Genomic DNA, 20180 nt, shown 5'->3' on the forward strand with positions numbered 1-20180 from the left:
CGTGAGCGAAACCGGACGGGATCTCTTCGACTTCGTCGACCGCCGGACGGCCGTCAAGATCGTCGGCGGGTTCGCCATCGCCTTCGTCGCCCTCGCGCTGATCGCCTACGGGATCGGCATCGAGAAGATCCAGCGCGAACTCGTCCGCGCCGACCCGCTGTGGCTGGCCGCGGGCTGTCTCTCGACGGCTATCGGCCTGGTCGCCTGGGCGAAGGCCTGGCAGGTCGTGCTCCGCGTCGTCGGCTACCGGGTCCCGTTCCGCAAGCTCGTCGTCACCTACTACGCCGCGACGTTCGCCAACTACGTCACCCCGCTGGGTCAGGCCGGCGGCGAGCCGTTCATCGCCTACGTCCTCTCCCGCGATACGGAGGCGTCCTACGAGGACTCGCTGGCCTCCGTGGTGACGGCCGACCTCCTGAACCTGCTGCCCTTCTTCACCTTCGCGGCTATCGGCACCGTCGTCCTCGTCGTACGGACGACTCTTTCGGGGCAAGTCCGCGGCGTCGCGGGCATCCTCGTCGTCTTCGCCGTGGGCGTGCCCGTCGCCGCGGTCGTCGGCTGGCGCTCGCGCCGGCGCGTGGGGTCGTTCGTCCTGCGCGTCGCCGCCCCGGTCGTCCGCCGGACCCGCTTTCTCAGCGTCGACGGCTTGCGCGAGCGACTGCGCGAGCTCAACACGGCCTTCGAACGCATCGCGGCCGACCGCCGTGCGCTGGCCCACGCGCTCGTCTACTCCTTCGTCGGCTGGCTCTTCTTCGCGCTGCCGCTGTACGCCGCCGTCGAGGCGGTCGGCCGGGAGATCTCTATCTTCCTCGTCTTCTTCATCGTCCCCGCGAGCACGCTGGCCGGGCTGACCCCCTCGCCCGGCGGTCTCGCCGGCGTCGAGGCGGCGCTGGCCGGCCTGCTCGGGACGCTCGGCGGGTTCTCGTTCGCGACGGGGCTCTCCATCGCCATCGTCTACCGGCTGGCGAGCTACGTGTTCGCGGTGCTGGCCGGCGGGGCGGCGGCGCTGTACGTGGTCTCGCGGTCGTGATCGGAGTCTCTACGGGGCGCGGTGCACTCGGTCGGTCGGCTCGAACGCGTATCGAAACACGTCCAGCCGTCGATGTAATCGAACATTGCCGACGACGACTTCCTCGAAGCCGAATCGCCAGCGAACTCGGGGGCTCGATACGGCAAGCAGCAGTTCGCCGCTCTGAGATCGAGACGTGTCCTGTAGGGGGCGGAGTCATTCGGGTCTCACATACAGCACCCCTTCTCTGAGCTCCCCGTACTCTACTCGGTCGACGAGTTTTCCATCTCTGGTACGTACTTCGAGCTTCATCCCCGAGTTTGACAAGGCCGGGCTATCCCTCTCTAAGAAGATCGTTCGAGTTCGGTTCCGTGGTGTGGGCGTGCGGTCCTTCGGTTTCCCAGTGACAAGTCGAATCGATGTGTGTGGGTCTACATCTGTGAGCGTAGCGGGGTGCGAAAATGACAGCTTCTCACCGTAGTTTATCTCGTATCCGGCAAGATCGACGGTGCTGTCTGTATTGACCTCAAGAAGGCAATACTCTGCATCTAAATTGCCCGCATCATCTCCCTCAGGGTTTGGCAGTACCTCGGAGAAGTAGATCGGAGAAGACGGCCGTTTTTCGGCATGGTCACCGTTCTGATCCGGTGAGTTTGAATGTATCGTCGAGGTTCGCAGTTCGGAGGTGTCTTCGTCGGAGTGACCAGGGTCCTGTACGTTCTCCGACTCAGATCCGCAACCCGAGAGACAGATCACAGCTACGGACACGCTTCGAACGAGGTCTCTCCGACGTATTGTCATTGATTCAACCGTCCTACTCGATACAGTTGTATTTACACATTATCGCGCCACCTCGAGGAGGGGATACGATCGCTTGCGGAGCGTATGCGATCGAAAGCAGCGATAGTAACATCACGGTCGATTTGACCTGATACAGCGGTATTAGAGAGTGGCTCTCGACCAAGCTCTCTATCGCCATCGTCTACTGGCCAGCTACGCTTCCGCGGTGCTGACCGGCGGCGTCGCTACGCTGTCCGTCGTCTCGCGGTCCAAAAACGTCGGGAACCGGTGTGTGCGGCCGCCTCAGACGGCGCCGAGTCGGATCTCGTCGTCTGTGACGGTCTCGATCTTCTCCTCCTGGAGCGGGTAGGTGTCTTCGCCGCGGCTTCCCCAGCCGAGCTTGGTCATGATCGTGTCCGAGATGTCCGGGTCGGGCTCGACGTGAGCCGTGCCGTGGCTCACCTCGACGACACGACCGATCTCGTCGCCGTCCGCGCCGATCACTTTCTTGCCCTCGTCAGAGTCGGTGATTTCGGTATCAGTCGCCATAGCGCTCCAACGTATCGGTGTTGGCCACCTGTGTCCGTCCCTTGCGACTGCAGGTGGTCGGCGCGCTCGTCCGAGGCTCTCGCCGACCCACCCGAGCCACCGGGAGCCCTGGGTCGCGGGACGGTTGCGGTGCTGTGCGGGGCGGTCGCGGGGCGGTTGCGGTCGCGGGACGGTTGCGGTCACGGGGGCGGTTGCGGTCGCGGGGTAGTTGCGGTGCTGTGCGGGGCGGTCGCGGGGCGGTCCTGGTGGACTGAAAGGGCGAGGCGTGCGTTGCGCGACCGAAGGGAGCGCAACGATTGGCCGAACGGGGAGCGAAGCGACCCGTGAGGCGCGCTCGCGTGTAGTTCAGTCGCCCGAGCGGCCCCTATCCGCGCGAGTGCGGCGCGGTGCGGTTGTTCGACGCGCGGATATGTCGCTCGGCGACCGCGAGAGCGAGGCCGACCGAAGGGAGGCCTCGTCAACGCGAACGGGGTCTGCGCGAACGAAGTGAGCGCAGGCTCGGAAGACAAGCGGAGCGAGTCTTCCGGCGAGCGGAGCGACCCGTGAGCGAGCGGGTCGAGGGCGTTCGTCGCCTGCTGTCGTCGGCAGTCGCAATTTCTCGTGGCGGGCGGGGTGAGGGCGTTCAGCGCTTGCTGTCTCCTGCGGTCGCGGTCACTGCTGGGGTCGCGGTCACTGCTGGGGTGGCTCCACCAGCTGCCGCGGCGGGGAGAGTCAACGCACACAGTCGAGTGCGGTCGCTCGCGGTACTGACTGGTCTGGAAAGGGGAAAGTAGGGGGGGAAAGTAGGGGGGAAGTCCACCGGAAGGCGGGCAACGGAGGCCGGCAGGGGGGAGAGCCGGCGGGTCGGAAGACCCGTTCGGTCCCGGGCTGCGTCGGGGGAGACGCGTTGGGGGGGAATGCCCGGGATCGACCTCCGGCAGCGCGCTCGTGCCGGCGAGGACCGCATGCGAGCCCGGCCGACCCGGGCCGGCCCGCGAGGGAACGCCGCACGCCGGATGGCGCGGTCGGGCTCCCGCCGCGGGCCGGTCGAACCCACACCCCACCAGGCACACACGGATGCGCACGGTGCGATGGGTCGTCTGGGCTCGCACTTGGTCCGCATCTCAGCGTTGTGGGGGGATTCGTATAATGGGGTAGGCGCGTTTTCTGAGCCTGAAAGAGCCGACCGCTCGAAAGGCCTTTGTAACACCTCAATAGATCACACTGGTAGTGGACGACGAACGGGCCATCGAGGAGATCCTCGATACCATCGGAGACGAACACGCCCGCCGCGTGCTCGCGGCGATCAGTCGCGAGCCGCGGTCGGCGAAGGACCTGAGCGAGGAGTGCGACCTCTCGCTGCCGACCGTCTACCGCCGCATCGAGATGCTCACCCAGTACGACCTCGTCAAAGACCAGACCCTGGTAGCCGACGACGGCAACCACTACAAGGTCTACGAGTCGAACTTCGAGTCGACGGTCATCTCGCTGGAAGACGACGAGTACAAGGTGCGGATCTACCGCGAAGAGAACCTCCCGGACCGGTTCAGTCAGCTCTGGGACGACCTCAACCCGGAGTAGACCCTGCCGCGACGGGACGCCCCTGCGAATCCGCGACGGCGCCAGTCCAGCGCTCGCTCGATTCCGCGCGACGGATCGGCGAAATTATATGTCGGAGCGTGCTGTCGGACAGACGACGCCAATGGTAGAAGTCGTCGCGGTCATGCGGGGGGTCCTCGCGCTGATGCGGATGGCGGTGTTCGGGCTCTCGCTCGGGATCACGTTGATCAGTTTCCAGGCGTACCGGCAACGCCCGTCCGAGCGCCTGCAGTACGCCTTCATGGGTTTCGCCTTCATCAGCATGGGCGTCGCCAGCACCGTCATCGCCCAGATCGGGGCCCGTGAGGCGTCCGAAGTCGTCCGGCTGTTCTTCCGGATGACCGAGGCCATCCCCTTCATCATCGGGTTCACGATGCTGTACGTCTCGCTGTACCGAGACTGAGCGAACGCGATGCGTTCGCGATGGTCGCGGGGCGAGCACAGCGAGTCCCGCGGGACTGACCGACGGTTCGCGCCGCTCGACCCGTCGCGCGAGCGTCCGCGCCCGCGCCCGGACGCGACGACGAGTCCAAGCCACGCCGTTTATGACCCACGGGCCCCACTAGCAGTCCAATGACTGAACCGTCCACCCAGGTGACGCGCCTGTTTGGTGGTCCCGGGAGCGGGAAGACGACGGCACTGCTCGACAGGGTCGAGACCCTGCTCGAAGAGAACGACGACGTGGAGTTCCGGGACGTGCTGGTGGTGTCCTACACCCGGGCGGCCGCGGCCGAGATCCGCGAACGCCTCGCCGAACGACTCGGCGAGTCCCCGCGGGCGCTCAAGGGGAACGTCTGCACGATGCACGCGAAGGCGTACGAACTCCTCGACCTCTCGCGGGGGGACGTGGTCGGCGAGTCCGACAAGGAGGAGTTTTGCGACGAGTTCGGCGTCGAGTACGAGGACGAGTACGAGGGCTCGCGACGCCGGACCGCTCGCTCGACCACGATCGGCAACAAGATCATCGCCACGAGCCAGTGGCTCCAGCGGACCCGCCGGGACGTGGCCGACTGGTACGACGTACCCTTCAAGTGGGACGACGAGGTCGTCCGGCTCCCGCCGGACATCGACGACAACGCCCAGACCGGCAACAAGTACACGCCGACCTGGCCCTCCGACGACGACCGGATCAGCGTCCCCGAGACGATCCGCGCCTGGCGCCAGTACAAGGGCGAAAACGACGTGGTCGGCTTCGCCGACATGCTCGAACGGGTCGCACAGCGCTCGCTCATGCCGAACGTCGACTACCTCGTCATCGACGAGTTCCAGGACATCACGACGCTGCAGTACGACGTCTACCGCGAGTGGCGCCCCAACATGGAGACGGTGCTGATCGCAGGTGACGACGACCAGGTCGTCTACGCCTGGCAGGGCGCCGACCCCGATCTGCTGCTGGAGGAGCAGGTCACCGACGACAACATCCTGCCCAACTCCTACCGGCTCCCCTCCCGGATCTTGAACGTCGTCAACCGGGAGGTCAGCCACATCGACAAGCGCCAGGAGAAAGACCTCAACCCGCGCAAGGAAGGCGGCCGCGTCGAGGGCGTCGAGAACCCCTCGATGATCGACCTCGTTCGCAACGTCCGGACGACGATCGAGCAGGACGAGGACGGTACCGCGATGATCCTCTTCCGCGCGCGCTACCAGATGTTCCAGTTCATCGACGAGTTCATCGGCGAGGGGATCCCCTTCACGTGCCTGACCGACCAGCGGATGTGGACCGATCGGCTGACCCAGTACGTCCGCGCCATCGAGAAACTCGACGAGGACGAGCCCGTCACGGGTCTGGAGGCCCGCCGGCTGGCGGACATGCTCGCCGACTCGGCGTTCGGCACGAGCGAGCGCGACGATCTGTTCGACGAGCTCGACGAGATGGAGGAGGCCGCCGACGTCGAGGATCTGGAAGAGCTGTCGGTCGAACCGGAGACGGTCCGCGACTACGCGCCGTTCGCCCCCGACCCGCGGGCCGCGGCCGACATGCTCCGGAAGGTCACCAGCTTCCAGGAGCGCTCCGTCGAGGCGTACTTCTCCGGGGAGTACGCGGGCATGGAGACCGACCGCGTGCGCCTGGGCACCATCCACAGCGCGAAGGGTCGCGAGGCCGACCACGTCTTCGTCGCCACCGACCTCACCGAGAAGGTCGTCGAGCAGATGGCCGCCACCGTCGACCAGTCCGACCGCGACGTGCCGGGCGACGAGGAGTTCACCAAGCGCACCTCGCCGGTCCCGACGCTCACCGACAACGAACGGCGCGTGTTCTACGTCGGGATGTCCCGCGCCCGCGAGCGGCTCGTCATCATGGAGAACCTCGTCGACGGCGCGCCCACGCTGCCCATCGACGTACTGTTGAACAACGAGCCGACCGGCGACTCCATCGAGGACGTGCTCGCCAACGCGCAGGAACTGGGCGACGCCGTCGCCGCCGACTGACCGTCGTTTCGCCGCCGCGTTCGCCGATCGGTTCTCTTCCTCGCTTCACTCGTCGACGGTGCCGCCTTCCAGGTAGTGGGCGGTCTTGTCCCGCGTCGCGCTGGCGCGCTTGACGAACTCGACGGCGCGCTCGTCGCCCTCGCGGCGGTCCGCGCGGACGTGTACGTCGAGCCCCTGGTCGCGGAACTGCGCGAGCAACGCGTCGAGCACGGCGGGGTCGCCGCGGACGGTGTGCTCTTCGCCGACGACCTCGCCGCGGTCGACCGCTCGCACGGTCTCGACCGCCGGCAGGAGGATCGACTCGCCGAGCCGCCTGGCGCGCTCGCGGGTCTCCGCGGGCGCCTCGTCGCGCTCGACCGCCTGGAACACTTCCCGGATCACCCGCGAGAACAGGAACTCCCGGCCGTAGTCGAACGGGAGCGCGAAGGCGTGCGCCAGGTCCGACCGATGGACGGCGGAGGTAGTGTACTTCAGCCGACGCTCGCCGTCCGCCGAGGCGAGGACGACCCCCTCGCGGCCGCGCCAGTCGAGTTCGTCGATAGCGTCCGCCACCGCGTCGACCGCCGCCCTGGGGTCGTCGGTGCCGAACGAGCGGACCTGCTCGAAGCCGTACGTCTCGCACAGAGCCCGGCGCTCGTCGACGGGCAGCGGGTCGCCGGTCGCGCGCTCCCGGAGGTCGAAGACGCGGAAGGCCACCGAATCCACGTCGTCGTAGTCGTGAGCGGTGTAGGGATTCTCCGGGCCGACGAGTTCCCCACAGACCATCAGGTCCGGGTGGTCGGCGAAGAAGGCGCCCAGGTCGCACTGCTCGCGGACGATCTCGGTGGTGTAGCGGCAGACGCGACCGCTGCGAGTGAACGCCAGTGGGCCAACGGGGTCGTCGCGGTCAGTATCGTCCCACTCGTCGGGGCGCACGTCCGCGACGCGGACGTTGTAGCCGTTCAGCTTCTCCTCGACGGTGACGGGGCCGTCGAAGAATTCGACGATTCCGGGGTCGAGGACGAGGACGCGCGGGATCGAGGGGAACCCGCGGACGACGGCGCTTCCGAGGATGGCCGTCCCGCGTTCGACGCCGTGGCGCGCGTCGGGGAGGTAGCGGTACTCGCGGCCGCGATAGGTCCCGCGCTCGAAGTGCTCGAAGAGGTCCGCGGCGTCCGCGACGCCGAAGACCGCGCCCCAGTCTCGGCACATACCGACCGTTCGAGTGCCGGGCGCTTCAACTCCGCGCCGACGAGTGCAACGGCTGTCGGAGGCGGTTCACACCCATGGAAACAGTAGTGATCGACCGTCCCCCCGGACGGCCGGCACGAGCGATGGACAGGCGAGATGCCTATGACCGCGACGACCGAGCCTCGCGCACCTCGGCGCCGTCACGGAGTTTGTCTTCGCAGAACGGACAGACGCGGGGGCCGGTGTGACCGTCGGGCGTGAATACGCGTACGTACGCCTCTGTCACGAACGACCCACAGTTCTGACACTCTGGCATCCCTTGAGTAACTGTAATCCTCCGTCATATGCTTTCCGGCCGTCGACGGCGGTATAGACCGATTAACTTCCCCTTTCGCCCCGGCAGGAGCCCGATTCCGCCCGGTACTACCGCACTACCGATCCCGGGGTTGACACAACTGTCCGATCACACGAGTGCGTGCCGATAGGGCCGAGCGGACTACGAGAGGTCGTCCGGCGTCGGGGACCGAACCGAGACGAACGCGACCCAGCGGTCGTGACGAGTTGCATCTCCGATCCCCGCCTCCCGAACCGAGGGCGCTTCCGGGTCACTGCGACCGGTCGGTCCAGAACCGGTCGAGCTGGCCGTCGAGGAACTCGGCGGTCATGCGGACGAACTCCTCGCGCTCGGCGGGCGAGAGGTACTCGTGGACCGACCGGGGGGCCCCGGCCGTGTAGCGGCGGTCGGCGAACACGCGGACGCCGACCTCGTCGGTACCGCGAACGACGCGGCCGATGGCCTGGCGCGCCCGGCGGACCGCCGGAACGGTCAGCGCGTAGGCGAAGGCGTCGTCCTCGCCGAACGCCTCGGCGTAGGCCCGCCGGACCGCCTGGACGCGCGGTGACCCGACGTTGACGAGCGGGACGCCGATCACCAGCGCGGCGGCCAGCTTCTCGCCGTCGTAGTCGACGCCCTCCGTCAGCGTCCCCCGGGTGCTGGTGACGAGTACTTTCCCACCGCCGCGGAAGAAGTCGGCTTTCAGCTCCTCCGTCGCCTCGTTGCTGGAGCTCTCGTCGACGAGGACGGGTTTGTCGACGGCGCCCGATAGGTAGGCGCCGGCCCACTCGGCCTCGCGGTAGTTGGGCATCGCGACGAGGACGTTCCCCGGCGAGCGCGCGACCGAACGGAGGACGTGGGCGTACTCGTCGCGCGTGCGGTTCCAGCCGTCGCCCAGCGGGTCCATCTCCGCGGGGTCACCGCGGTTGCGCGCGGTGAACGGCTCGGCGTCGACCGTCCAGCTCGCGCGGTTGTCTTCGGGGAACCGCAGCGGGTAGCTCGTCGCCCGGACGGGCCGACCGTGGTCGCCCTCGTCGGGTTCGGGTCCTGGTTCGGGATCGCCCTCGCGCAGGGATTCCAGGCCCGACACCTCGGTGAACACGGAAAGCGGCGAGAGGGTGGCGCTCATGAGGACGCCGCCGCCCAGCGAGTCGAAGATTTCCTGCAGCGACTCGGCGGGCATACAGTCGAACAGGACGAGCCCGGGCGTGTACACCCGGAGGTACTCGGTGTCGACGGCGTCGGCGGCCTGCCCGGTCTTCGGCGCGTACTCCAGTTCGATCTCCCGGAGATACCGGTCGTGGCCGCGCTCCCACCAGTGGCCCATCACGGCGCCGACGGCGGCGCAAACGGGCTGGCGGGTCAGGCCGAGGCCGTCGATGGCGTCCTCGACGGCGGCGCCGACGACCGAGAGCGTCCGCCAGAGTTCCCCGTCGTAGCCCTGGCGCTCGGCCCAGCGGGTGAGTTCGTCGGGTTCCGGTTCGTCGGGGTCCCGCAGCGGGACTTCCACGTCGCGCTCGGGGACGCTCTCGGCGGGGTCACCGACGCGCCAGTCGCGCTCGAACTCCTCGTCGAGGTAGCGCTCGACGCGCTCGTCGAGCCACCCCAGGAGGTCGTCGTAGAACTCCCGCGCCTGGTCGAGCGCCGAGAGGGGCACGTCGTGGCTCGCGAGGCGGTCGCGGACCTGCTGTTTGCGGTCCTCGCTCTCCCGTGCCCGCGAGAGGAGGTGGTTGCAGTCGTTTCGGGCGCGCTTGATCGTCGACCGGCCCACCCGATCCGAGAGCAGGTCACGGACGCGCTCTTCGAGGCGGTGGGCCTCGTCGACGACGAGGAACGTCGAGGAGTCGAGCGCGGCCGCGACGAGCGGGCGCGACCCCGGGTCGAAGACGTGGTTGTAGTTGCCGATTATCACGTCGGCGTGTTCGAGCATGACGCCCATCGCCCGGTGGGGACAGGTTCCCCGCTCGACGCTTTCGGGCAGGTAGTCGTCGGCCGTCACCACTCGCGACTCCCCGACGGAGAAGTCGACGGGCGAGCCCTTGTTACGGGCGAACCAGTCGGCCTCGAAGGGGCAATACAGCGGCTCGTCGTCGCCGGCGGTCATCGACTCGGGCGCGCTGGGCTGGCTGCGCGGGTAGGGCGACTCGGCGCCCCCCGTTTCGAGCGCGCTGTCGAAGGTGCGGTAGGTGTCGGCGTCCATGCGGGCCTCCCGGACGAGGTCGCTCGCCAGGCTCGGGTCCCACCAGACGTCATCGGGATCGGCCGCGAGCGCGGCGTCGGCGACCGGTTCGTCGCCGGACCGGCGGTCGCCCTCGACGAGGTCCGCGGTGGTCTCCCGGAGGTCCTCACAGCGGTCGTGGGTCGAGGCGTCGTCGGGGAACGCGCCTTCCCGGCCGTAGGGACAGAGGTCGCGCTTGCCGACGAGTGCGACGCCGTCGAGCGGCTCCGGACTGTCGGGCTCGCTCGCCAGCCGGGCGTTCATCGCCCGCAGGTCCTCGACGAACTGGTTGCGTTGCTGTTTGACCGGCGTGACGACCACCACGCGGTCGTACTTGCGGGTCGTCCGGACGAGCGTCGCGCCCGCGGTGAGCGCGGCCATCGTCTTGCCGGTCCCGCAGGGTCCCTCCATGGCGAAGTAGCCGCCGCGTTGTCCCACTTCGATCGCCGTCTCGATCGCGTCGGTCTGGCTCTCGTAGGGATCCGCGAACCCGAACACGTCGCGCCAGGCCTCGGCGGGGTCGCCACTCGACCACCCCTCGGGACCCCCGTCGTCGCCGTCCCCCGACCGGCCGTCGCTCTCGGCTGACTCGCCGGCGGCGTCGGCGCTCCTCGTTCCGACCTCGGTCGTCTCGTCCTCGCTCGCGGCCCGGTCGTCGGCCATCGTGCGTTCCTGTGTCGTCCTCGCGTATGAACGCACGGATGCCGCGGTGGGTCGACCGCCGGCGGTTGCGCCCGACGGTGGGCGACCGACTCGCTCGTCGCGGCGCTCTCCCCCGATTTCGGGTGCCCACTCGTCCCGATCCACGGGAGACTTAAGTTGGTGGAGACTGGAATTCCGGCACTACGGTCGATGACACGGGTTGGCAGGGGATCTCGGCGAGGCGGTTCGAAGGGGGCGAAGAGATGACGGGTTCCGACGGCGACGACGACCCGATAGCGGACGACGATCCGACCGACTCCGACGACACAGACGCCAGCGTCGTTCGAATCCTGCATCTCGACCCCGACGAGACGGTGACCTCGCGGCTGACGGCGGAGACCGCCGATCTCGAGGGGATCGACTACGAAGGGACGAGCGACGCCGACCGGGCTCGCGCGCGGTTCGACGCCGGCGACGTGACCGTGTTCGTGGTCGAGCCGGACGCGCCGACGGACGTGGCGGCGCTGGTCGAGGACGCTACTGCGGCCGGTGCGGCGGTCGCCCTCTACACGCGGGTCGACCCCGGCGACGTGGACCCGGCGGTGTTCGACGCGGTCGACACGCTCGTCGAGAAGTGGACGGCCGAGGAAGGGCTGGACTTCGTCGTCGAGAAACTGTTGCGGGCGGCCCGCACGCCCGACGCCGCCTCGCGGTTCGCCCGGGCGTTCGACCGGGTGGACCCGGACACCCAGTCGTCGTGTTCCTCCCTCGTCTACGAGGACGGCACCGCCATCTGGGAGTCGACGCCCCTCGACGAGTACTTCGACCGTCGCGGCGTCACCACGGCGGTCCCGGAGACGCCGAACTTCTATCGACAGCTCACCGCCGCGCTCTCTCAGGACCCCGACGCGATCCGGACGATCCGCGGCCCGGACGTGCCCGCCGAGCCGACGGAGTTCTCCGTGCCGACCGAGGACGGTCGGGCCCGGTTTCGCTACACCGAACACGAGTTTCCCGACACGGTCGGCCCGCTCCGGCTGGTCGTCGTCGAGGACGTGACCTGGTCGGCCCGGTCGAGCGCCAGGCTGGAGCTGCTCGACCTGTTGGACCGCCACGTCCAGGACGGGATCAGTGTCGTCGACGCCAACGGTCGCGTCGAGTACCACAACGAGTCGTTCGCCGGCCTGTTGGGCTACGACGACATGGTCGGCGAGCACACCGCGGCCTACATGGCCGAGGGACAGCTCCAGTCGGGCCAGCGGACGCTCCAGCAGCTACGGACGTCCGACCGCGACAGCGCCGTCATCGACATGACCTTCGAGACGGCCGACGGCGAGGAGCGGACGCTGGCGGTTCACTTCTCGGTCCGCGACGGCGAGGACGGCTACGAGGGACTGGTCAACGTCGCCCGCGACGTGACCGAGCGCCGCGACCGCGAGCGCACCCTCGAACGGTACCGCCGGCTCGTCGAGAGCGCCGGCGACCCGATGTACGTCCTCGACGACGACGGTCGCGTCGAGATCTGCAACGACGCGCTGGTCGAGCTGTTCGACGGGGACCGCGAGTCGCTGGTCGGAACCCCCCTGTCCGAACTGCTCCCCGAGGCGGCCGCCGAGCGCATCACCGAAGCGCTCGATCGGGTGAGCGCGGCCGACGAGAGCGTCACTCGCGGGTTCGACCTCCCGACCCCGACGGGCGAGGTCCGGCAGTTCGAGGCCACCGTCGCGGGTCTGGGCCCGGCCGACGACGCGGACGGCTCGGTCGGGATCCTCCACGAGGTGACCGCTCGCGAGCGCCGCGAGAGCGAACTGGACCTGCTCAAACAGGTGCTGACGCGCGTGCTCAGACACGACGTGCGAACGGGGTTGACCGTCGTTCGCGGCCAGGCGGAGGTGCTGGCCGAGCGCACGGACGGCGAGCAACGGCGGATGGCCGAGACGATCGTCGACCGCAGCGAGCAGCTCGTCGAGACCACCGAGAAGGCCCGTGCCATCGAGCGGGTCATCGACAGCGACGAGGGACGCGTCGCGCTCGATCTCAGGTCCGTGGTCAACCGGAGCGTCGCCAACGTCGCGGCCGTCCGCGGGGACGCCGAGTACGACGTGCGGATCACCGAGCAGGTTCCGGTCCGCGCCCACCGCGCGCTCCCCTACGCCGTCGAGAACCTCGTCGAGAACGCCGTTGCGCACGACGAGGCGACCCCCGCCGTGACGATCACCGCGGTCGACGGCGGCGACGGGACCGTCGAACTCCGGATCACCGACGACGGTCCCGGCATCTCACAGTCGGAACTCGACGTGCTCGCCGACCGCGAGGAGACGCCGCTCAAGCACGGCACCGGCGTCGGTCTCTGGCTCGTCTCGTGGGTCGTCGAGCGCTCGGGCGGCGACCTCGAGTTCGACACCGGGGACGACGGAACGACCGTCACCGTCTGTCTCGACGCCGGCGACCCAGACGAGGAGAACTGACTCGCGCCCGTCGGACACGGTCCGTCTGGGGGCGCTGCCGACCTGCGGCTTTCTCCGATCGTTCGTCGTCGACGGGTCCGTGCCTACCCACCGGATCGCCGTCGTCGCCGTCGGCAACGCCGTCGGGGCCCACATGCGAGCGTACGGCCGGCTCGACGACGGCCGCGAGTTCCTCGACGCTCGGGCGAGCCCGTGTCTATCGAGTGATCAACCGAGGTAATCGGCCAGCCGCTCGGCGGCCTCCTCGACCCGCGGGGAGACCAGCGCGAACCGGAGCCAGTCGGCGCGTGACTCGCCGAACGCCTCCCCGGGCATCCCCGCGACGCCCGCCTCGTCGATCAGCCGTTCGACGTTGTCCATCGTCCCCGGGAAGCCGTCGAAGCGGGCCATCACGTAGAACGAGCCGCCAGGCGTCGTGTACTCGGCACCGGACGCGTCCAGTGCGTCGGTGAACCGGTCGATACGCTCGCCCAGGCGCTCGCGGTTGCGCTCGTAGTACTCCGGCGGCGTCTCCCGCAGCGCCCGCAGCACCGCCGCCTGGGCCGGCCGGCTCCCGGTCACGTTCTGGATCATGTGTCTGGTGCGGGCGCGCTCGACCAGCTCGCCTAGCGGTCCGTCTTCCGGCGGGAAGACGGCGTAACCGACCCGCAGGCCAGTGATCGCCAGCGTCTTCGAGAAGGAGTTGGTGGCGACGACGTGGTCGGAGTCGGCCGACAGCGCGCTCTCGAAGGACCCGGTGAAGTCGTAGTGGTCGTACACTTCGTCGGCGACGAGGACGGCGTCGCGTTCCGCTGCGATCCCCGCGAGCGCCTCGACCGTCTCCGGCGGATACACCGCCCCCGTGGGGTTGTTGGGTGAGTTGACGACGATCGCGGCCGTCCCGTCGCTCGCGGCCGCCCGCACGTCGGCGGGGTCGAGCTGGCCCGTTTCGTCGACGGGGACGTACGTCGCGTCGGCGTCGAGCAGGTTCGCTCGCCCGGCGTAGTAGGGGTAGACGGGGTCGGTCATGATAACTTCCGACCCGGTCCCCGCCCGCTCCAGCGCGCCCGTCGTCGCGAGGTGGTTGGCCTCGCCAGCGCCGTTGGTGACGATCACCCGGGAGCGGTCGACGCCGCGCCGGTCGGCGATCTCGGTGCGGAGTTCGGTGAGCCCGACGCTCGGGGGGTACTGGAACTCGCTCACGTCGCCGTCCGCGTAGTCGCGCAGTCCCTCGCGGAGCGGTTCGGGGGGTGCCCAGTCGGGGTTGCCGCTCACCATGTCCACCACGTCGCGGTCGGCGTCGGCCGCGTACTGCATCACCCGGAAGAACTGGGGCGTCTCGTAGTCCATCGGATACCCGCTCGTTGGCCGCCCCCGACGTAAACCCTGGCGCTCGGCTGTGCAGACGGGGTCGACCGCACGGACCGGCCGACGCCCGGTCAGAACAGCACGTCGACCTGCCGGCGCGTCGTCGCCAGGTCGCCGGAGTTGTCGACGGTCACGTGGTCGCGTTCGGGCGGCTCGAAGCGGTCGAGCGCGTTCTCGTAGACGGACACGTCCGCCTCGCTCGGGTCGTCCTCTCGGTCGCGGATCCGCCGACGGGCGACCTCGTCGTCGCAGACCACGCGGACGAGCGTCAGGTCGGCGCCGACCGCCTCGGCCAGGGCCGCCGCGTCGTCGCGGCGAGCGCGGCGCTCGAACGTGGCGTCGAGGACGACGGGACGGCCGTCGGCGAGCGCCTCGCGCGCCCGCTCCAGCAGCGCGCCGTAGACGCGCTCCTTCTCGGCGCGGCTGTATGTCGGGTCGTCGACCACCTCGCGGCGGACGGCGTCGCTGCGGATCCGCTCGCCGTCGAGACGGTCGGCGATCGCCCTCGCCACGGTCGACTTCCCGACACCCGGGAGCCCGCATTGCACGACGAGTCGCGGTGGCATCTACGTCGGACTGGGACTCCCCGCCTCAAGAACGTGGGTGTCACGTCGCCGCCCCGCGCTCTGCCGTCCCCTCGCCACGGGCCCCGGCCCGCTCCCCCTCGCTTCGCCCCGACGACCGTCCCGTGAATCGCCCCGTCCCCTGCGCTTTTCCGGGGGCCGCCCGTCGTGCCGATATGCGTGACTTCGCCGAGGACCCGCCGGTCGAGCAGCGGGTCGGCGACCTGTTGGCCGAACGCGCCGAGACGCTGGCCGTCGCCGAGACGGCTACCGGGGGGCTCGTCGGGGCGCTGCTGACGAGCGTCCCCGGCGCGAGCGACTACCTCGACCGCGTCGTCGTCCCCTACGACTACGACGCGCTCCGGACGACGCTCGCGGTCCCCCGCGAGACGCTCGACGAACACGGCGCCGTCAGCGAACCCACCACCCGCGCCCTCGCCCGGGCGGCCCGCGACACCGCCGACGCGACCTGGGGTCTCGCCACCGCCGGCGTCGCCGGCCCCGGCGGCGGCACCGAGGACAAGCCGGTCGGCACCGGCTTCGTCGGTATCGCCTACGCCGCGCTCTGGGAGTCGGGCGACTCGACCGCCAGCGTCTCGCGCTACGAGTTCGACGGCGACCGGACGGCCGTCCGCGAGCGACTGGCCCGCCGGGCGCTGCGGGACCTGGAGACCGCCGTTCGCGGCCGGGCCGACTGACCCGACTCTCGTCGCGGCCTCGGCGGTGGCGTGGCGACACAGCGGTGCGGCGTCTCACCGGACGGCCGACCTCGGCCGTGAGCCTCCGGGGCCACTCACTTACTTGAACATTCCTCGTCAGTGGGGCCCTACGGTTACCGTTCCGGAGGACCACGTGGGAACCGTATGACCGAACCGACGGTGCGACTCCCGCTCCGACCGCTCGGCCGGCGTCTCGAACACGACGGGTCGACGCTCCGACTCGTCGGCGAGTGCGTGTCGACGGGCGCGCTCCTGGCGCTGACCACCCAGGGGTTCGCCGCGATACCGGGAGGCGTTCCCGTCTGAGCGGCGGTCGTCTCCGCGACGGGGGACGCCGCCGCCCGTCCCTTCCGGCACCGAAGGGCAACACTTGTCCCCCGCGGGTCCATCGAATCGCCCCATGGACAAGCGCGGACACGTGTTGAACGCGGTCTTTCTCGCCGTCGGGCTCGGGTTCATCCTCGAACCCGCGGGCAACGTCGAGACGTTCCGGACCATCGCCGCGGTGTTCGTCCCGCTCGTGCTCGGTGCCCTGTTCCCCGACGTGGACACCCACTTCGGAAAGCACCGCAAGACGCTGCACAACCTCCCCGTCCTGGCGATCGTCGCCGCGTACCCGATCTACTTCGGGAACCTCCACTGGGTCTGGCTTGGCGTGCTCACCCACTACGTCCTCGACGCGCTCGGGACGACCCGCGGGCTCGCCCTCTTCTACCCGCTGTGGGACGAGGAGTTCGGTGCCCCCATCGGCGTCCCCGTCAGCAGCGACTACAGCGACGCGATGATGCTGGTCATCACCGCCTTCGAACTCGTCGTCGCCGCCGGCCTCGTCCACGTCCTCCCCGCCTACCTCCCCGAGGGCGTCGCACTCCCGTTCTGATCCGGTTTCGACCCGTCGGCCGACCGTGTTCGATACGGACGAGTAGGGTGTGGTGGCGGTGCGTCGTCTGCGGTGTGTGATGCGGTAGTGGTGCGGTAGTGGTGTGGTAGTGGTGCGGTCGGCGCGTGCTGTCGCGCGCTCTCGTGCGCGCGACGAAGCCGCGCGAGGGATGAGCGAGCGGAGCGAGCGAATCGGCTGGGGAGGATCGTGGCCGTTTACGGTACCGTGCGGGGCGGTTTGCTGTCGCAGTCCCTGGTGGACTGAAAGGGCGAGACGCGCTCGCGTTCAGTTCAGTCGTCTGAGCGGGCACTATCCGCGCGAGTGCGGCGCAGTGCGGTTGACCGAGCGCGGATATCCCGGTCAGCGACCGCGAGGGGGTCGAGGGCTTTCGTCGGTTGCTGGTCGTGGTAGTCGCAGCGGTTCGTAGCGAGGGGGTCGAGGGCTTTCGTCGGTTGCTGGTCGTGGTAGTCGCAGCGGTTCGTAGCGAGAGGGTCGAGGGCTTTCGTCGGTTGCTGGTCGTGGTAGTCGCAGCGGTTCGTAGCGAGGGGGTCGAGGGCTTTCGTCGGTTGCTGGTCGTGGTAGTCGCAGCGGTTCGTAGCGAGAGGGTCGAGGGCACACGATGCGGGCCGCCGGTTGCGATCGCGACGGCGACCGGATTCGTCCGAGAGGCCACGCCGAGGGGAACGCTTTTACTGAGCGGGAGGCATCACCCGAGTACCATGGCCTCCTGGGAGTGTGCGATCGACGGCGACGACGAGCAGTTCGAGCGGGTCGAGGACCTGATCGTCCACCAGTCGACGGCACACGAACGCATCGAGTGCAAGGTCTGTGGGACCGTCCTCCCCGACGGCTACTTCGCGATCCGCCACGCCTTCGACGAGCACAGCCGCGCGGAGTACGTCCGCGCCTACGACGCCACCGCCAAGGAGGTCCGCCGTCGCGAGAACACCAAGGAGAACATCGAAGAGGAAGCGGACATCCGCGAGGTAATCGACCGGCTCGAAGGCGGCAGCGGCTCGCTGTAGCGTCTGTCACACCGATTCTCGCCGGAAAAATCGAATCGCGAGCGCCCGCTACTTCGAGGAGAGCAGGTAGCCGCCGACGCCGAGCGACAGCACTGCCAGCAGGACCGAGACGAGGCGGATGAGCTGCGGGGTCGCGCCCAGCGGCGGCTCGGCGGTCCGGGTACTCATCGCGTCGTAGCGCTCGATCTGCTGTCTGCGCTGTTCGAGCTGGGACTCGTTCACGTCCTCGTCCTCGCTCGGGTAGCCGTAGAACCGCTCGTCCGAGGGGGGCAGCGACTCCGCGTCCTCCGGGCGTTCGATGACGACGCCGGGTTCGGTCCCGTTGTCGTACATCGCGCGGACCTCCCCGTCGGTCGGGTAGCCGAAGTCGTCGGCGCCCTCGCCGACGGCGACGCGGTACTCGCCGTCGTTCTCCAGAGTGGTCACGTACAGCTCCTGGCCGCGCTCGGAGAGGTTCTCGTAGGTGACGATCTCGTAGCCCTGCTGTCGCAACTCTTCGGGCGGGGCCGGCGCGGTGTCGCCGGTGTCGTGGGTCAGCATCGGCTGGACCGGGAAGAAGGCGGGGACGGCGAACAGGACGACCGCCAGGACCGCCAGGCCGGTGCCGAGTTGGCTGCGTCGGTTCATTCCAGATCAGCCCTCTCGAACAGCGCGTAGCCGATCAGTAGCGGGACGACCAGCCAGAACGCCAGGACGACGAGCGAGAACCCGTCCTGGAGGTAGACCGGCAACACCTCGTTGGCTTCCGGCGAGCCGTAGCTGATGTCGTCGGGCAGGCTCGAGTAGAAGACGATATGGCGCATCTCGGCCGGCAGCGCGAGGTTGACGGCCTTGCGGTAGGCCAGGTACGGGCTGGTGTACTGGACGGCGTTGTACAGGTCGGGGTTCGGACTGGCGCCGAGCAGGGTCGTGTGAACCCAGCGGGCGATATTGCCGAACGAGACGGCCGGGAAGACGTAGAGGATGACGAGCACGAAGTACGTCCCGAAAGCGCCCGCGATGGCGCGGCTGCGCGAGGCGGCGGCCGAGGACATCGCCAGCGCGATGCTGACGAACGTCGACCCGTAGACGAGCGTGATCAGCAACGTGCCGAAGATCATCCCCGCGGGGAACGCCCCGTGGCGGGTCAGCGCCGTGCTGATCGCGGCGACGTACATGAACGCGACGCCGCCGGCGACGATACCGTTGCGGCTCAGCAGCTTCCCGACGAAGACGCTCCGGCGGGTGTTCGGCAGTGAGAGCAGGAACTTGATGCCGCCGCCTTCCCGTTCGCCCGCGATGGCGAGGTAGCTCGCCACCAGCGCGACGATGGGGAGGAGGACGGCGAGCAGCAGCGTCAACACGCGGAAGAGCGCGCGCACCTGCTCGACGTCCGCTCCGGACGCTCCGCCCGAGACGTAGCCGACGAACGCCGCGATCAGCCCGAGGACGATCGCCGCGGCCCACAGCATCTTCGAGCGCCGGGCGGCCTTGAAGTCCTTCTTCGCGACGGTGACCGTGCTCATGCCGAGACCTCCTGAGACTCCTCGAGGTCGATCCCCTCGCCGACGGTCCCGTCGCCGTCGCGGCCGCCGCCGGTGAACTGGTTGAACAGCTCCTCCAGTGAGGTGTTGTCCGCGAGGATGTCGACGACCTCGGCCTCGCTGTCGACTCGCTTGACCACGTCGACCTTGGCGCTGGGGTCGGAACACTGGGCGGTCAGCGTCCGGTCGGCCACGTCGACGGTGGAGACGCCGGGGATGTCGGCGACGCCGTCGGCTCGCGGCGGCTGGGCGCACTCCAGTTCGATGGTCGCCTCCCCGGTCGCGCTCTCGCGCAGCCCCTCGATGGTGTCGACGGCGACGAGTTCGCCCTCGTTCATCACGCCGACGCGGTCACACACCGCCTCGACCTCCGAGAGGATGTGGCTGGAGAAGAAGACGGTCGTCCCCTCACTGGCGCGGTCGCGGATGACCGACCGCATGTGCTGGATGCCGTTGGGGTCCAGCCCCGTCGAAGGTTCGTCGAGGACGAGCAGGTCGGGGTCGTCGGCCAGCGCCATGCCGAAGGCGAGCCGCTGTTGCATCCCCTTGGAGTAGCCCGAGGCGACGCGGCCCGCGTCCTCGCGGATGCCCACGAGGTCGAGCAGGTGCTCGGGGTCGTCGTCGGCGTCTTTGGTCTCGACGGCCCACTCCATGTACTCGCGGCCGGTGAGGTAGTCGTCGAAGCCGTACCCCTCGGGGAGGACGCCGATGCGCTCGCGGATGGCCGCACACTCCTCTTGGGCGTCCATGCCGAACACCTCGGCCGACCCGTCGGTCGGACGGATGAAGTCGAGCAGCATGTTGATCGTCGTCGACTTCCCCGCGCCGTTGGGCCCGAGGAAGCCGAATATCTCCCCCTCCTCGATGGTGAGGTCGAGGGAGTCGACGGCGACGACGTCCTCGCCGAAGGTCTTGGTCAGTCCGTTCGTCTGGATGGAGGGCATG

At 69.0% G+C, this 20180-nt stretch carries 19 protein-coding genes; 9 read left to right on the forward strand and 10 right to left on the reverse strand.

Annotated elements, in window-relative coordinates; all coding sequences use genetic code 11:
• The first annotated feature begins 1 nt into the window (after position 1).
• On the forward strand, positions 2–1030 hold the full coding sequence (locus tag I7X12_RS11580; RefSeq protein WP_198060240.1) for a lysylphosphatidylglycerol synthase transmembrane domain-containing protein: 1029 nt from the start codon (positions 2–4) through the stop codon (positions 1028–1030).
• Between the two features lie 195 nt (positions 1031–1225).
• On the opposite strand, the gene I7X12_RS11585 is transcribed toward I7X12_RS11580, so the two are convergent.
• Together I7X12_RS11585 and I7X12_RS11590 are read right to left on the reverse strand one after the other, a co-directional pair.
• Complete coding sequence (locus I7X12_RS11585; RefSeq protein ID WP_198060241.1) at positions 1226–1810, reverse strand: lamin tail domain-containing protein; 585 nt, start codon at positions 1808–1810, stop codon at positions 1226–1228.
• A gap of 282 nt (positions 1811–2092) precedes the next feature.
• Entirely contained in the window at positions 2093–2338 is a 246-nt protein-coding gene (locus tag I7X12_RS11590) for a PRC-barrel domain containing protein (protein WP_198060242.1), read from the reverse strand.
• Positions 2339–3547: 1209 nt separating this feature from the next.
• Here I7X12_RS11590 and I7X12_RS11595 point away from each other — a divergent pair.
• The 3 genes from I7X12_RS11595 to I7X12_RS11605 all read left to right on the forward strand — a co-directional run bounded on the left by I7X12_RS11595 (position 3548) and on the right by I7X12_RS11605 (position 6346).
• On the forward strand, positions 3548–3898 hold the full coding sequence (locus tag I7X12_RS11595) for a winged helix-turn-helix domain-containing protein (RefSeq protein ID WP_179920137.1): 351 nt from the start codon (positions 3548–3550) through the stop codon (positions 3896–3898).
• A gap of 121 nt (positions 3899–4019) precedes the next feature.
• Complete coding sequence (locus I7X12_RS11600; protein WP_198060243.1) at positions 4020–4319, forward strand: DUF7521 family protein; 300 nt, start codon at positions 4020–4022, stop codon at positions 4317–4319.
• Positions 4320–4489: 170 nt separating this feature from the next.
• Positions 4490–6346 (forward strand): UvrD-helicase domain-containing protein, encoded by a 1857-nt coding sequence (locus I7X12_RS11605; protein ID WP_198060244.1) that lies wholly within the window; start codon positions 4490–4492, stop codon positions 6344–6346.
• Between the two features lie 45 nt (positions 6347–6391).
• Here the strand turns inward: I7X12_RS11605 and I7X12_RS11610 are convergent, their stop codons facing one another.
• The 3 genes from I7X12_RS11610 to I7X12_RS11615 all read right to left on the reverse strand — a co-directional run bounded on the left by I7X12_RS11610 (position 6392) and on the right by I7X12_RS11615 (position 10731).
• Positions 6392–7537, reverse strand: a complete 1146-nt coding sequence (locus I7X12_RS11610) for an RNA ligase (RefSeq protein ID WP_198060245.1) — start codon at positions 7535–7537, stop codon at positions 6392–6394.
• A gap of 139 nt (positions 7538–7676) precedes the next feature.
• Positions 7677–7832, reverse strand: coding sequence for a DUF7563 family protein (locus I7X12_RS20945; RefSeq protein ID WP_425484368.1), 156 nt, complete (start codon positions 7830–7832; stop codon positions 7677–7679).
• Between the two features lie 289 nt (positions 7833–8121).
• On the reverse strand, positions 8122–10731 hold the full coding sequence (locus I7X12_RS11615) for an ATP-dependent DNA helicase (protein WP_232342806.1): 2610 nt from the start codon (positions 10729–10731) through the stop codon (positions 8122–8124).
• Positions 10732–10973: 242 nt separating this feature from the next.
• On the opposite strand from I7X12_RS11615, the gene I7X12_RS11620 reads away from it, so the two are divergent.
• A complete protein-coding gene (locus tag I7X12_RS11620) occupies positions 10974–13178 on the forward strand; it encodes a PAS domain-containing sensor histidine kinase (RefSeq protein ID WP_198060246.1) in 2205 nt (734 codons plus the stop codon).
• 207 nt (positions 13179–13385) lie between these two features.
• Here the strand turns inward: I7X12_RS11620 and I7X12_RS11625 are convergent, their stop codons facing one another.
• On the reverse strand, positions 13386–14507 hold the full coding sequence (locus I7X12_RS11625) for a pyridoxal phosphate-dependent aminotransferase (protein ID WP_198060247.1): 1122 nt from the start codon (positions 14505–14507) through the stop codon (positions 13386–13388).
• 89 nt (positions 14508–14596) lie between these two features.
• The gene (locus tag I7X12_RS11630; protein WP_198060248.1) at positions 14597–15091 is read right to left on the reverse strand and encodes an AAA family ATPase; all 495 of its coding nucleotides are present in this window, start codon (positions 15089–15091) and stop codon (positions 14597–14599) included.
• Positions 15092–15264: 173 nt separating this feature from the next.
• On the opposite strand from I7X12_RS11630, the gene I7X12_RS11635 reads away from it, so the two are divergent.
• From I7X12_RS11635 to I7X12_RS11650, 4 genes are all read left to right on the forward strand, one after another.
• The gene (locus I7X12_RS11635) at positions 15265–15786 is read left to right on the forward strand and encodes a CinA family protein (RefSeq protein ID WP_198060249.1); all 522 of its coding nucleotides are present in this window, start codon (positions 15265–15267) and stop codon (positions 15784–15786) included.
• A 165-nt stretch (positions 15787–15951) separates the two neighbouring features.
• Entirely contained in the window at positions 15952–16113 is a 162-nt protein-coding gene (locus I7X12_RS11640) for a hypothetical protein (protein ID WP_198060250.1), read from the forward strand.
• 94 nt (positions 16114–16207) lie between these two features.
• Entirely contained in the window at positions 16208–16687 is a 480-nt protein-coding gene (locus I7X12_RS11645; protein ID WP_198060251.1) for a metal-dependent hydrolase, read from the forward strand.
• Positions 16688–17406: 719 nt separating this feature from the next.
• Entirely contained in the window at positions 17407–17712 is a 306-nt protein-coding gene (locus I7X12_RS11650) for a DUF7565 family protein (RefSeq protein WP_198060252.1), read from the forward strand.
• Positions 17713–17760: 48 nt separating this feature from the next.
• Here the strand turns inward: I7X12_RS11650 and I7X12_RS11655 are convergent, their stop codons facing one another.
• The 3 genes from I7X12_RS11655 to I7X12_RS11665 are packed head-to-tail and all read right to left on the reverse strand — an operon-like array spanning position 17761 to position 20179.
• Complete coding sequence (locus I7X12_RS11655; protein WP_198060253.1) at positions 17761–18339, reverse strand: hypothetical protein; 579 nt, start codon at positions 18337–18339, stop codon at positions 17761–17763.
• The gene (locus I7X12_RS11660; protein WP_198060254.1) at positions 18336–19217 is read right to left on the reverse strand and encodes an ABC transporter permease subunit; all 882 of its coding nucleotides are present in this window, start codon (positions 19215–19217) and stop codon (positions 18336–18338) included. Before I7X12_RS11660 ends, I7X12_RS11655 begins: the two co-directional genes overlap by 4 nt.
• Positions 19214–20179 (reverse strand): ABC transporter ATP-binding protein, encoded by a 966-nt coding sequence (locus I7X12_RS11665; RefSeq protein ID WP_198060255.1) that lies wholly within the window; start codon positions 20177–20179, stop codon positions 19214–19216. The genes I7X12_RS11660 and I7X12_RS11665 overlap by 4 nt, the downstream gene beginning before the upstream one ends.
• Position 20180: the final 1 nt, after the last annotated feature.

Origin of the sequence: Halosimplex litoreum, assembly GCF_016065055.1 — an archaeon.
GTDB classification, from domain to species: domain Archaea; phylum Halobacteriota; class Halobacteria; order Halobacteriales; family Haloarculaceae; genus Halosimplex; species Halosimplex litoreum.